Genomic DNA, 11,673 nt, shown 5'->3' on the forward strand with positions numbered 1-11,673 from the left:
GAGGATAAAATGGAAATCATCTCGAACGAATATCGTATCAAGTCGGTCCTCGGCCGCCTGGAAATGATCATTGACAACGAGAACATGCGGATCGGCAGCGACCCGCAGTTCGATCTCAAGGTTTCGAATGCGCATAAGAGCCGCTGCCTTTATGAGCTGTCGATGCTCTTCCGTGATACGGACCCGGCCGAGCTTGCCGCGTCGCATCTGGAACAGCTTCACGGGCTGAAGCAGAAGCTGACGCTGAACGCGCGGCGCGTTGAGGCACATCTCGAAGCCGTCCGTGCGGTTGCCGACCTGTTAAAGAATGCCGTTCAGGATGCGGATGCCGACGGCACCTATTCCCAGGAACAGTTCGTCGCGCGTGATGCCGGATGGTGAAGCTCGTCTTGACAGGCATCTGGGTCTGCGCCATCACGCTTGCTTCGGTCTATTTCTCCGTGAAGCTGGCGACAGCGCCGGCCCCGCCGGCTGATGATTCGAAGCAGAGCCAGCTTGAGCTTGTGAAGGGCGAGACAATCACCGTACCGATCATCGGCGACGGCGCGGTGACCGGCTACTTCCTCGGCCGCGTGTCCTTCATGATGAACAAGGACACGGTGAAGGGTATGACCCTGCCGCTTACCGAAATGACCACCGACGAGCTTTTCACCCTGCTTGTCGGCAACAAGATGGTCGATATCAGCAAGCTGAAATCCTTCGACCCGCAGGCCTTCCGCGACGCGATCAAGAAAGGCATGAACGAGAAACTCGGCGGCGAATACGTTTCCGAGGTCATGCTGGAGCAGCTCGACTACCTTTCCAAGGAAGACGTGAAAGCCAACGCCTCCGGCCAACAGAAGAAAACGGCCGATCCGGTCAAGATCATCGAGCCCCCGCCACCTGAAGCTGCGAGCGCTGCCCACTAGTTTCGCCGGCATCGTCTGCGTCGTTCAGGTGAAGCGCAAAGCCGGTTGCGCCCGGTTCGCCGAGCTCAGGGCGTAGCTGCATGCTGGGGATCAGATAGTCTCCGCCATTCTGCTGACGATAGGGGATAGGTTGGGTGGATCTGAGCGTGCGCATCCTCTCACGCAGGCGCTCGGCTGCGAATTCGAAGCCGGCCTCATCCAGACCGTCGACCCTGTAAGCCACGAAAGGCGGAAGAACGTCATACCCCGGGTAGTAGAGGATTCCATGATTGATCGGGAATAGCAGGTCGTCGATCGGTCCGTTGACCCCGCGGGTCGAGTAATGTTCCTCCCATCCGCCGGCGGTCACAATCAACATGGCCCGCTTGCCGGCCAGAGCCCCTTCGCCATAGCGGTCGCCCCATCGCTTGTCGCTGTGCTCGCCGACGCCGTAGGCGAACCCATAGGCATAGACCCGCTCGACCCAGCCCTTGAGAATTGCCGGCATGCTGAACCACCAAAGCGGAAACTGGAGGATCAGCATATCGGCCCACAGGAGCTTATCGATCTCGGATCTGACATCCTCGGTCAGCGCACCAGTTTCAAACGCTCTCTTGGATGCAGCGACAGGTACGAAGCGCGTATCAGTTGCCAGCGACGGAAAATCGGCACGGTCGATCTCGGATTTCCAACCCTCGGCATACAGGTCGGACACGCGCACCTCATGGCCCTGGGCCTCGAGCTCCTTGATGGCCACGTCTCGCAGTGCCCCATTGAGCGAGCGCGGTTCGGGATGGGCGAAGACAAGCAGAACTTTCATGGTCGGTGATCCTGTGAGGGTGAGAACTGACCCATAGGTAGACAGGATTTAAATCATCCACTAGATGTGTGTAATGCATAAGATTATGCCGAATAATGGATAGTTCAGACGTTACGCTGGAACGTATTCGAACCTTCGTCCGCGTTGCCGAACGCGGCAGCCTGTCGGCGGTTGCGCGCGAGTTCGGGATCGGTCAGTCAACGGTCACACGGCATTTGCGGGAGCTTGAGGAGGCCGTCGGCGTGCCTTTGCTGAGCAGGACCACCCGGCGTGTCGCGCTGACCGATGAAGGCAGCCGATATTATGCCAACAGCGTCCAGGTCCTGCGCCTTGTCGAACAGGCCGGCGATGAGGCGCGGGGCACGCGCGGTGCGCCGGCCGGCACGATCCGGATATCCTGCACCGCGGCTTTTGGGGTTCTGCACGTCAGCCGGCTGATTTTCGCGTTTCAGGACCGCTATCCCGATATCGGAGTCGATCTCAGCCTTACCGATGAGCGGGTCGACCTTGTGCGGGAAGGTGTCGATATCGCGCTTCGCTTAGGCCCGCTCACCGACAGTTCGATGAAGCTGCGGGCGCTCGGCCAGTCCCGGCGTCTGCTGGTCGCATCGCCGGACTATCTTGCAGCGCGGGGGACGCCGGTTGCCCCGCAGGATTTGCTCGGTCATGAAGGCATCCGTATGTCGAACGTGGCAGGAAGCGACATGCTCGCTTTGCGAGGGCCCAGCGGCGAAAACCATGCCGTGCCCTTTGACGGGCGCTTTCGGGTCGACCATGGGCTTGCTGCACGCGAGGCCATTGTCGCCGGGCGCGGCATCGCACCTACCCATCAATGGCTTGTCGACGATCTCCTGACGGCTGGCAAGCTTGAGGTGATCCTGGCGGACTATTCGCTGCCGCCTGTCCCGCTCAGCATGCTGATCGTCCCCGAACGCGCCGGCGTTGCCCGGGTCCGGCTGCTGGTCGACTTCCTCGTCGAGCAGATTGGCGGCATTCCGGGGATCGAAAAGCCGCAGCCGAAGCGCTAATCGTGAGCATCAATGGCGCTCCAATACAGTTTTGCTTTGGCGCACAAGCTTAACAAAGCCTTGAAAGCGGCGGCGGAATTCGAACGACTTTTCTAAGAGTTGTTTGAAACCCACCTGCTATAGCTCCCTTCATATCCCTGATGTAGCATTCGGGACTTGCTGCAGGCGGGCGGGTGCTGCCGGTTCGTAAAAACCTGCTGGTGCGGAATGTATCTTGTGTTTTCCGGGATGTCGGGCGCGTGAAGCACCCTGGCTGGAGGTTGGAATGAACCTGATCGCGAATTTCGCGGTTCTCGCATCGCGCCGCACGATCTTCGACGTGCCGGTGTGCGACCTCGGATGGGACGACGCGCTCGTCTTCATCAACGAGCTTGCCTCCTTTCCTGTCGGCCAGACCGTCATTTCCTTCGTCAACGCTCACAACATGCTGATGACGCTGCGCGATAGCGAATACCGGGATATCCTCCTGCAAAATCTCGTGCTGCCGGACGGCATCGGCCTGAACATCGCTTCCAAGATAGCGCATGGGGCGCCGTTTCCTGCCAATCTCAATGGCACGGACTTCGTTCCCGCGTTTCTGACCTATATGGAAAATCCGCGCCGTGTCGGCCTGATCGGCGGCAGGCGCGAAGTCGTCGAAAGAGCCGCAGCGAATTTCCGCAAGCATGCGCCCTGGCACGAGTTCATCGTCATTTCGGACGGCTATTTCGACAAGGAGAACCCGACGGAGCTCATCGACGAGGTTGAGCGCCAGGCCCTCGACATCCTGATCATTGGCATGGGAACGCCGCTGCAGGAGAAGTGGGCGCATCATCACATTCGCCCCGACCATGCCCGGCTTGTCCTGACCGTCGGGGCGCTCTTCGATTTCATCTCCGGAGTTGTTCCCCGCGCTCCGGAAACCGTTCGCATGATGCGGCTGGAATGGGCCTACCGGATGCTGCAGGAACCGGCCCGTCTCTGGCGGCGCTATGTGCTCGGCATCCCAGTCTTTCTGTTTTACGTGATGCAATACCGCTTCAATCGCCGCAAGCGCATCCTTAGCCAGGCGGGCAACAACAGCGTTGCCTTGCCGTTACCGCAGGAACAGAGCGAGGCGGGTCGCTGAGACCGTGCTTCTTGCCTCGCGCAGTTAACCATTTCTTTGCCATGAAAATTTAGAGTGCCTTAATCATCCGCTTCCTACGGGCGGCTCGGCTCGTGCGCATGAGATATGGCGTCATGTATGACAGCAGGTTAAAAGGCAGTATTGACAGGCGCCGACTGGCAACGGCGGCGCGCGTCGATGCACGAGACCGAAATCTCGAAATCCTGCCCGTTCGCCCCTCGGAGGCCGAACTGCTGAGGGTGATCGGAAAAGCACTCGAAGAGCAGCGCCTGCAGCGGAGCGCACCGCCCGAACCGCCGCATCTGGTCGATCGCATCGAGACAATCCTCGAAACACGGCTGCGTGCCGCAAACGATGTCCGTCCTCCAGAGCCGCCGCAGTATGGACTGGCGGCGCCTGTAAAGGCCCGGCAGGTCGATGCAGCAGATCTCGGCGCTCGTCCCGTCCGCCGCCGCAGTTTGGCGAAGCCGATCGGCACACTCGCCGTTGCTGCCTTGATCGGCGCAGGCGTCCCCTTGCTGATGCCGGCCGAATCCGCGCATTACGCGGCGGAGGCGGCATTTCATGTGCAGGCGGCCAAAGCCGAGCGCGGCGCGGTGACTGCGGCAGCCGTGAAACGCCTGCTTTCCGGCCGCACCATGTCTGCCGCCGTCGGGGCGTTGAAGCTCGATCGCGATCCCGAGTTCACGGGCGGCCAATCCACGATCGGCGTAGCACTCGATCTCCTTTCGGGCAGTGGTGCAGCGGCCGACGCGGCCTCGCGCGCGGAAGCGGCGCTTGCAGGAATGGTCGAGGCCAATGCGGATGGAACGCAAGGCACAGTCCGTCTGAAAGTCACGACGGCCGACGGCGCGAAGTCTTCGCGTATCGCTTCCTGGCTTTCCGATATGCTGACGTCCAGCGGCCCTCCTGCATCGGTGGAGGCAGGCGCTGGGTTGCGCAAGGCCTATGAGGATGTGAAGGCGCAGCTGGCCGCCTTCACTGCAAGCAGCGGCGAAGGCAACGTCAAAGTCGCAAGTGATCTTCAGCAGCGCATCAACCAGCTTGACGCCGATCTCAAGATCGCCGAGCAGCGGATCACGCTTGCCAAGCAAGAGACCGATCGTCTCAAGGCGGCCAAGCCCGGAGATGTGCTGAGCGGTTCCTTGCCGCTCGAAGCGATCTCGCCTGCGCTGCAGGACGCGCGCGACAAATACGTCACCGAGAAGGCGACGCTGTCGCTGCTTTCGAACGAGCTCGGTCCGCGCCATCCGCGCCGTCTCGGACAGCAGGCTGTCGTTGACGGCCTGAAGGACAAGGTTGCGAAGGAGCTGGCTCGCCAGTTGCAAGACGCAAATGCCGCTCTCAAGGTAGCCGCAGAAGCACGAAAGACGCTGAACGATCAGCGCAACACGCTGATCGCCCAGAGCCGGGACACCGGTGTCGATCTCGCCAAACTGACCGAACTGCGCGACAAGACAGAGGCGGCGAGATCGCGTATGGCAGATGCCGTTACGGCGACGGCTTCCATCGCCGCTGCGATCACTGCCGCCAAACCGATAAAGACCACTGCCGTTGCCGCCGGTCCCGGACTGCCGGTTCGCTCTGCCGTCGGTGCTGCACTCGCAATGGCGATCGGTCTTGCAGGCATGCTTGGTTTGCGCTTCTTGCAACAGCGTCCCGTACGTGCACCGGAGACGCTAACGGTCCCGGAACAGCCGGAGGTGGCAGCCGGCGAACTCGAACTGCTGCGCGATCGGCTCGCCGGCCTGCGCGACAGGCTGCAATCCCACGGCGCCGGCCATCGTTGATCTCGGCCGCGGCATCAAAGCTCTTGCATTTGCCGCTTTTAAACAGGATACGGCGTTCTGAGGCAAACAGCGCGGCTGGCGAGAGCCTAGCTTGCGCGCGAGGCAGGGCAGGAGAATCGCGTGACGACAGTGATCGATGGCAAGCAGGTAGCCGCTTCGATAATCGAAACGGTAAAGATGGCGACGGCTTCGCTGGAAAAGCAGAGCGGCGTGAAGACCGGCCTTGCCGTGGTGATCGTCGGCGACGATCCGGCAAGCCATGCTTATGTCAATTCAAAGAGCAAAATGGCCAAGGAATGCGGCTTCAAGTCGGTGCAGCACACCCTGTCGGCCGACACGACGCAGGAAGAGCTTTCCAGCCTCGTTTCGTCACTCAACGCCGATCCCTCGATCCATGGCATTCTCGTACAGCTGCCGCTGCCGAAGCATCTGAACAGCGAGCCGATCATCCAGTCGATCCTGCCGGAAAAGGATGTCGACGGGCTACACGTCGTCAATGCCGGCAAGCTTGCGACTGGCGACCTTGAAACCGGCCTCGTCTCCTGCACGCCGGCCGGTGCCATGGTTTTCGTCCGCCGAATGCATGGCGAGGACTTGTCTGGGCTGAACGCCGTCGTCATCGGCCGATCGAACCTCTTTGGCAAGCCGATGGCGCAGTTGCTGCTCAATGCCAATGCCACGGTGACGATTGCCCATTCGCGCACCAAGGATCTGCCCGCCGTCTGCCGCAACGCCGATATCCTGGTGGCGGCCGTCGGCCGCCCGCAGATGGTCAAGGCCGATTGGGTGAAGCCCGGCGCCACCGTCATCGATGTCGGCATCAACCGCATCGCCGCACTGGAAAGGGGCGAGGCCAAAACACGGCTGGTCGGCGACGTCGCCTTCGAGGAAGCATCGAATGTCGCCGGTGTAATCACCCCGGTTCCAGGTGGCGTCGGCCCGATGACGATCGCCATGCTGATGGCCAATACCGTCATTGCCGCGCATCGCGTCGCCGGTCAGACGCCGCCGAAGTTTTGAGGCCTATCGCGGTGCGGGGCCGGTCGAGGCCCTGACGATCAGCTCCGCTTTCCACAGCTCGTGCTCCGGATAGGAGCCGATCTCTTTGACGGTGCCGATCAGGCGCTGCGCAATCCGGGCGCCGGCGGCACGAAGAGACGAGCGCGTCGTCGTCAGCGGGACCGAAAAATTCTCCGGCTTCAGAAGCGGCAGCTCGTCGTCATGGGCGATGAGCGAGATATCCTCTGCGAGCTTCAGGCCGGCCTGGTTCAGGGCGCGGATCGCGCCGAGTGCTAGCACGGTGCTGGAACAGAGGACGGCGGTCGGACGCTCCGGCATCTGCAGAAACTGCTCCATCGCGATCAGGCCTTGCTCGTCGGTCATCAGTGAGTGACTGACGCAATTTTTGGAAAGCGTCAGTCCCCGTTCCGACAAGGCGGCGACCACCCCGTTTTTCCGGCGGATCGCAAAGTCGAGATGCGCCGGCCCGTTTATCAGCGCAAATCGCGTATGGCCGAGCTGCAACAGGAGTTTCGCCGCATCGTAGAAGGCGGTCTCGTTGTCGATATCGAGATAGGGATAATCCGGCTCCGACCCGAACGAGCGGCCATGTACGATGAACGGCATCGCCAGCGATTTCAGCATCGCCAGGCGCGGGTCGTGAGCGCGCATATAGGCAACGAAAAGCGCATCGACATTGCCGCTGATTGCGAGGCGGCGAAGTGCAGCCACTTCGTCGTCGGGGTCAGAGGGCATGATGACGAGATGGAAGTCCTGCCGGACGGCCTCCTCTCCGAGGCCGGCCAGGAACTCGCCAAAATGGATATCCGATTGATGGCCAGGCGCCATCGGCATCACCAGTCCGATCGAACCCGCCTTGCCCGTCGCGAGACGCTGGGCCGCCTTGTTCGGCCGGTATCCCGTTTCCTTGACGGCGCGAAGCACACGTTCGCGCGTCGCCTCGTTGACTTCAGGATAGCCATTGAGTGCACGGCTGACGGTCGTCTGCGAAAGACCAAGCAATTGCGAGAGCTGTTTGAGATTCACCTGCCGCGTTTCCTCCTCAGCGCCCTCAACACACGCCTCCCTATGTCCAAAGCGCTTTCAATTATGTAGCAACTACGGCGCTTGACTCAAGAAAAATCCCTCCATATTCCCCTCCAGATGCCGCTGCAATGGGCAATGCAAGCGTCTCGTTCCGCGGTATTTTTGAAATGGCTTGACTCTTTTCTGCCGAAAGTGAAATGAGTGTCAAAGCGCTTTGAAATTTGCTCTCGGGAGGTTGGGAAGCGCCGTTGGGATTGTGATGGGAGGTTGATCACATGAAGAAAATTCTTTTGATGGGCGTTGCCGTAACGGCGCTGTTTGCCGGGGCAGCTTCTGCTGCCGATCTGAAGTTTCCTCCAGGTCAGGATACGAAGTTCAACTGGAAGAGCTATGACGAGTTCAAGGCAGCTCACGCCGATTTGAAAGGCGAGCCGCTGACAATCTTCGGGCCGTGGCGCGGTGAGGACGAGGCCTTCTTCCGCAGCATCCTCGCTTATTTCACTGAGGCGACGGGCGTCGATGCCACCTATTCATCCTCCGAAAACTACGAACAACAGATCGTTATCGATACGCAGGCGGGCTCGCCTCCGAACGTGGCGATCCTGCCGCAGCCCGGCCTCCTGGCCGATCTCGCCAGCAAGGGCCTCCTGACGCCGCTGGGCGAGGAGAATTCCAAGTGGGTGAAGGACAATTACGGCGCGGGCGACAGCTGGGTCGGTTACGGCACCTACAAGGGCAAGGACGGCAAGGACGGCTACTATGCATTCCCTTACAAGGCCGACGTGAAGTCGCTTGTCTGGTATGTTCCGGAAAACTTCAAGGAAGCTGGATATAAGGTTCCGACCACGATGGAAGAGCTCCATGCCCTGACGGACCAGATCGTCAAGGACGGCGGCGTTCCGTGGTGCATCGGCCTCGGCTCCGGCGGCGCGACCGGCTGGCCTGCGACCGACTGGATCGAAGACATCATGCTGCGCATGAACAAGCCGGATGTCTATGACAAGTGGACCACGAACGAAGTGAAATTCACCGACCCGGCCGTCGTTGCCGCGATCGATGAATTCGGCAAGTTCGCCAAGAACGAGAGCTATGTCGATGGCGGTGCTGCCGCCGTTGCTTCGACCGACTTCCGCGACAGCCCAAAGGGTCTCTTCGCCGTTCCGCCGAAGTGCTACCTGCACCATCAGGCTTCGTTCATCCCGTCCTTCTTCCCCGAAGGCACGAAGCTCGGTCAGGACGCCGACTTCTTCTATATGCCGACCTATGCGGCGCATGCCGACCTCGGCAAGCCGGTTCTCGGTGCCGGCACGCTCGTCTCGATCACCAAGGATTCGAAGGCCGCCCGCGCTTTCGTCGAATTCCTGAAGACGCCGATCGCGCACGAGGTCTGGATGGCGCAGTCGAGCTTCCTGACGCCATACAAGGGTGTGAACACTGCGGCCTATGCCAACGAGCAGATGAAGCGGGAAGGCGAGATCTTGACGACGGCCACGACCTTCCGCTTCGACGGTTCGGACCTGATGCCCGGCAAGATCGGCGCGGGCGCCTTCTGGACCGGCATGGTCGATTTCGTCGGCGGCAAGTCTGCGGAAGACACCGGCAAGGAAGTCCAGGCCGCCTGGGACGCCATCAAGTAATCGCGATAGCCGGTGCCACGGGAAACCCGCGGCATTGCTGGCACGAATGACCGGACCGGCAGGCCCGGTCAACGCCGGATACTGTGGTCAAACGCATAAAGAAGTTGACGGTAACTGGTGTCGGCCCTTCAACATAGGCAAGGGTAGCACGGGGAGGGACGAATGCTGTCGCAGATAGTTTCCGCGTTGGGCGTTGTGGTGGTGGCGGTATTCGCCTGCTCGGCCTACTTTTATTTTTCGAACAAGATACTGGATCTGGCGCTACCCGTGAAGGATGGCGACATTCGTTCCGCGGCGCGCAATCTGAACCGCCGGGCGATGATCCGCCCGTGGCTCTTTCTCGGGCCGGCGCTGTTTTTGCTGATCGTCTATCTCGTCTACCCCGTCGTGGCGACCTTAATCCTCTCCTTCTACGATCGCTCCGGTGAGCAGTTCGTCGGCTTTGCAAATTACCAGTGGGCCTTCGGCGATCGTGAATTCCGCCAATCAATCTTTAATAATATTCTCTGGCTTGCCGTCGTTCCGGCGGCCTGCACGTTCTTCGGCCTGGTCATCGCAGTGATGACCGACCGCATCTGGTGGGGCAACATCGCCAAGAGCATCGTCTTCATGCCGATGGCGATCTCCTTCGTCGGCGCATCCGTCATTTGGAAGTTCATCTACGAGTTTCGCGGCGGCAACGACACCCAGATCGGGCTCTTGAACGCGATCGTGCAGCTTTTCGGCGGCACACCGCAGGTGTGGATTTCGGTGCCCTTCTGGAACAACTTCTTCCTCATGGTGATCTTGATCTGGATCCAGACGGGCTTTGCCATGGTCATCCTCTCCGCAGCGCTGCGCGGTATTCCGGAAGAAACCATCGAGGCGGCTGTCATCGACGGCGCCAACGGCTGGCAAATCTTCTGGCGCATCATGGTACCGCAGGTCTGGGGATCGATCGCCGTCGTGTGGACCACCATCACCATTCTCGTACTGAAGGTTTTCGACATCGTTCTGACCATGACCAACGGTCAATGGAACTCGATGGTTCTTGCCAACCTGATGTTCAACTGGATGTTCCGCGGAGGCGGCGATTCCGGCCGAAGCGCCGTCATCGCCCTCATCATCATGCTGGCCGTGACGCCGATCATGGTCTGGAACGTCCGCCGCGCCAATCGCGAGCTGGGAGGCCACTGAGATGACGCTTGCCAGAGATTTCTTCAAGATTGGCCCTGCTCGCCTTTTTGTGCACTTCGTCGTTCTGGTCATCGTGGTCCTGTGGCTGATTCCGACGCTCGGCATCTTCATCAGCGCGCTGCGAGACAAGGATCAGCTCGTCGTCTCCGGCTGGTGGACAGCCTTCGCCGGCTCCTCCCGCACCGTGGCATCCCGCCTTGGACAACCCGACCAGCAAAAGCAGGAGGGCGCGACCTATGTGATCGCCGGCAATGTCCTGGAAGGCCAGGAGGGACGTTCGGTCAGAGCCTTCGGCACGCGTGTCCAGCAGCCGGCTGCCTACAGCGCTGGTGAGACCGCTGACCTCGGCGACGGCGTCTCGCTGCTCGTCAACAGCGACGGCAGCTATCGCTACATAAAGAATGCCCCCTTCGGCCCGGACGACGGCGGCCGGCGCGTCTACGTTTCGATCGCAACGCCGCCGGAATTCACGATGCAGAACTACCGGACGGTTCTGACAGGCGAGGGCATCGGCCAATCCTTCATCAATTCGCTGACGGTGACGATCCCGGCGACCATCATTCCGATCCTCATAGCTGCCTTTGCAGCCTACGCCTTGAGCTGGATGGAGTTCCCGGGCCGCGCGCTGTTGATCGCGCTCGTCGTCGGCCTCATCGTCGTGCCGCTGCAGATGTCGCTGATCCCGCTGCTGCGCCTCTACAATATGGTTGGAGCGGCTTTCGATGCGCCGTCCAAGACCTATCTCGGCATCTGGCTGGCGCACACGGCTTTCGGCATGCCGCTGGCCATCTACCTGCTCCGCGCCTATATCGCAGGGCTGCCGAAGGAGATCATCGAATCCGCGCGCGTCGATGGCGCGAGCGATTTCGAAATCTTCGTCCGCATCGTTTTGCCTCTTTCTTTCCCCGCACTTGCATCCTTCGCGATCTTCCAGTTCCTCTGGGTCTGGAACGACCTGCTTGTTGCCATGGTCTTCCTCGGCACCGACAGGCAGCACCTCGTGCTGACCGGCGCGCTGAACGCGCTGCTCGGTTCGCGCGGCGGCAATTGGGAAATCCTAACCGCTTCGGCCTTCGTCACCATCATCATACCGCTGCTCGTCTTCTTCGGGCTGCAGCGCTATCTGGTGCGCGGCCTGCTCGCCGGTTCGGTCAAGGGGGGCTGATCATCCCAACACGACA

Annotated in this window: 11 protein-coding genes; 9 read left to right on the forward strand and 2 right to left on the reverse strand. The window is 60.7% G+C overall.

Annotated features, from left to right (window positions below):
• Window positions 1–9 precede the first annotated feature (9 nt).
• Both A3C3_RS0124335 and A3C3_RS0124340 read left to right on the forward strand, forming a co-directional pair.
• Window positions 10–381 carry a hypothetical protein gene (locus A3C3_RS0124335; protein ID WP_022717188.1) on the forward strand — a complete coding sequence of 124 codons (372 nt, stop codon included), beginning with the start codon at window positions 10–12 and terminating at the stop codon, window positions 379–381.
• Window positions 375–908, forward strand: a complete 534-nt coding sequence (locus A3C3_RS0124340; RefSeq protein ID WP_022717189.1) for a membrane protein — start codon at window positions 375–377, stop codon at window positions 906–908. Before A3C3_RS0124335 ends, A3C3_RS0124340 begins: the two co-directional genes overlap by 7 nt.
• On the opposite strand, the gene A3C3_RS0124345 is transcribed toward A3C3_RS0124340, so the two are convergent.
• Window positions 865–1,707 carry an NAD(P)H-dependent oxidoreductase gene (locus A3C3_RS0124345; protein WP_022717190.1) on the reverse strand — a complete coding sequence of 281 codons (843 nt, stop codon included), beginning with the start codon at window positions 1,705–1,707 and terminating at the stop codon, window positions 865–867. The genes A3C3_RS0124340 and A3C3_RS0124345 overlap by 44 nt on opposite strands.
• Window positions 1,708–1,802: 95 nt before the next feature.
• Here A3C3_RS0124345 and A3C3_RS0124350 point away from each other — a divergent pair, with 95 nt between their 5' ends.
• The 4 genes from A3C3_RS0124350 to folD all read left to right on the forward strand — a co-directional run bounded on the left by A3C3_RS0124350 (window position 1,803) and on the right by folD (window position 6,653).
• Entirely contained in the window at window positions 1,803–2,735 is a 933-nt protein-coding gene (locus tag A3C3_RS0124350) for a LysR family transcriptional regulator (RefSeq protein ID WP_022717191.1), read from the forward strand.
• Between the two features lie 265 nt (window positions 2,736–3,000).
• Window positions 3,001–3,843 carry a WecB/TagA/CpsF family glycosyltransferase gene (locus A3C3_RS0124360; protein WP_022717192.1) on the forward strand — a complete coding sequence of 281 codons (843 nt, stop codon included), beginning with the start codon at window positions 3,001–3,003 and terminating at the stop codon, window positions 3,841–3,843.
• Window positions 3,844–3,956: 113 nt separating this feature from the next.
• The gene (locus A3C3_RS0124365) at window positions 3,957–5,633 is read left to right on the forward strand and encodes a GumC domain-containing protein (protein WP_022717193.1); all 1,677 of its coding nucleotides are present in this window, start codon (window positions 3,957–3,959) and stop codon (window positions 5,631–5,633) included.
• A gap of 120 nt (window positions 5,634–5,753) precedes the next feature.
• Complete coding sequence (folD, locus tag A3C3_RS0124370; protein WP_022717194.1) at window positions 5,754–6,653, forward strand: bifunctional methylenetetrahydrofolate dehydrogenase/methenyltetrahydrofolate cyclohydrolase FolD; 900 nt, start codon at window positions 5,754–5,756, stop codon at window positions 6,651–6,653.
• A gap of 3 nt (window positions 6,654–6,656) precedes the next feature.
• Here the strand turns inward: folD and A3C3_RS0124375 are convergent, their stop codons facing one another.
• Window positions 6,657–7,679, reverse strand: coding sequence for a LacI family DNA-binding transcriptional regulator (locus tag A3C3_RS0124375; RefSeq protein WP_022717195.1), 1,023 nt, complete (start codon window positions 7,677–7,679; stop codon window positions 6,657–6,659).
• A gap of 275 nt (window positions 7,680–7,954) precedes the next feature.
• Between A3C3_RS0124375 and A3C3_RS0124380 the strand changes: the two genes are divergently transcribed.
• The 3 genes from A3C3_RS0124380 (at window position 7,955) to A3C3_RS0124390 (ending at window position 11,657) form a co-directional block, all read left to right on the forward strand.
• On the forward strand, window positions 7,955–9,316 hold the full coding sequence (locus tag A3C3_RS0124380; protein WP_022717196.1) for an ABC transporter substrate-binding protein: 1,362 nt from the start codon (window positions 7,955–7,957) through the stop codon (window positions 9,314–9,316).
• 162 nt (window positions 9,317–9,478) lie between these two features.
• Window positions 9,479–10,492 (forward strand): carbohydrate ABC transporter permease, encoded by a 1,014-nt coding sequence (locus tag A3C3_RS0124385; protein WP_022717197.1) that lies wholly within the window; start codon window positions 9,479–9,481, stop codon window positions 10,490–10,492.
• A gap of 1 nt (window position 10,493) precedes the next feature.
• Window positions 10,494–11,657: a carbohydrate ABC transporter permease gene (locus tag A3C3_RS0124390; protein WP_022717198.1), complete on the forward strand. Its 1,164-nt coding sequence runs from the start codon at window positions 10,494–10,496 to the stop codon at window positions 11,655–11,657.
• Window positions 11,658–11,673: the final 16 nt, after the last annotated feature.

It is taken from the genome of Rhizobium mongolense USDA 1844 (assembly GCF_000419765.1).
Lineage (GTDB): Bacteria > Pseudomonadota > Alphaproteobacteria > Rhizobiales > Rhizobiaceae > Rhizobium > Rhizobium mongolense.

Bases quoted from the DNA above. Each gene is read 5' to 3' on its own strand.
- A3C3_RS0124365 (WP_022717193.1), top strand. From the start codon at position 3,957: ATGTATGACAGCAGGTTAAAAGGCAGTATTGACAGGCGCCGACTGGCA.
- A3C3_RS0124380 (WP_022717196.1), top strand. From the start codon at position 7,955: ATGAAGAAAATTCTTTTGATGGGCGTTGCCGTAACGGCGCTGTTTGCC.
- A3C3_RS0124340 (WP_022717189.1), top strand. From the start codon at position 375: ATGGTGAAGCTCGTCTTGACAGGCATCTGGGTCTGCGCCATCACGCTT.
- A3C3_RS0124385 (WP_022717197.1), top strand. From the start codon at position 9,479: ATGCTGTCGCAGATAGTTTCCGCGTTGGGCGTTGTGGTGGTGGCGGTA.
- A3C3_RS0124350 (WP_022717191.1), top strand. From the start codon at position 1,803: ATGGATAGTTCAGACGTTACGCTGGAACGTATTCGAACCTTCGTCCGC.
- A3C3_RS0124360 (WP_022717192.1), top strand. From the start codon at position 3,001: ATGAACCTGATCGCGAATTTCGCGGTTCTCGCATCGCGCCGCACGATC.
- A3C3_RS0124390 (WP_022717198.1), top strand. From the start codon at position 10,494: ATGACGCTTGCCAGAGATTTCTTCAAGATTGGCCCTGCTCGCCTTTTT.
- A3C3_RS0124345 (WP_022717190.1), bottom strand. From the start codon at position 1,707: ATGAAAGTTCTGCTTGTCTTCGCCCATCCCGAACCGCGCTCGCTCAAT.
- A3C3_RS0124335 (WP_022717188.1), top strand. From the start codon at position 10: ATGGAAATCATCTCGAACGAATATCGTATCAAGTCGGTCCTCGGCCGC.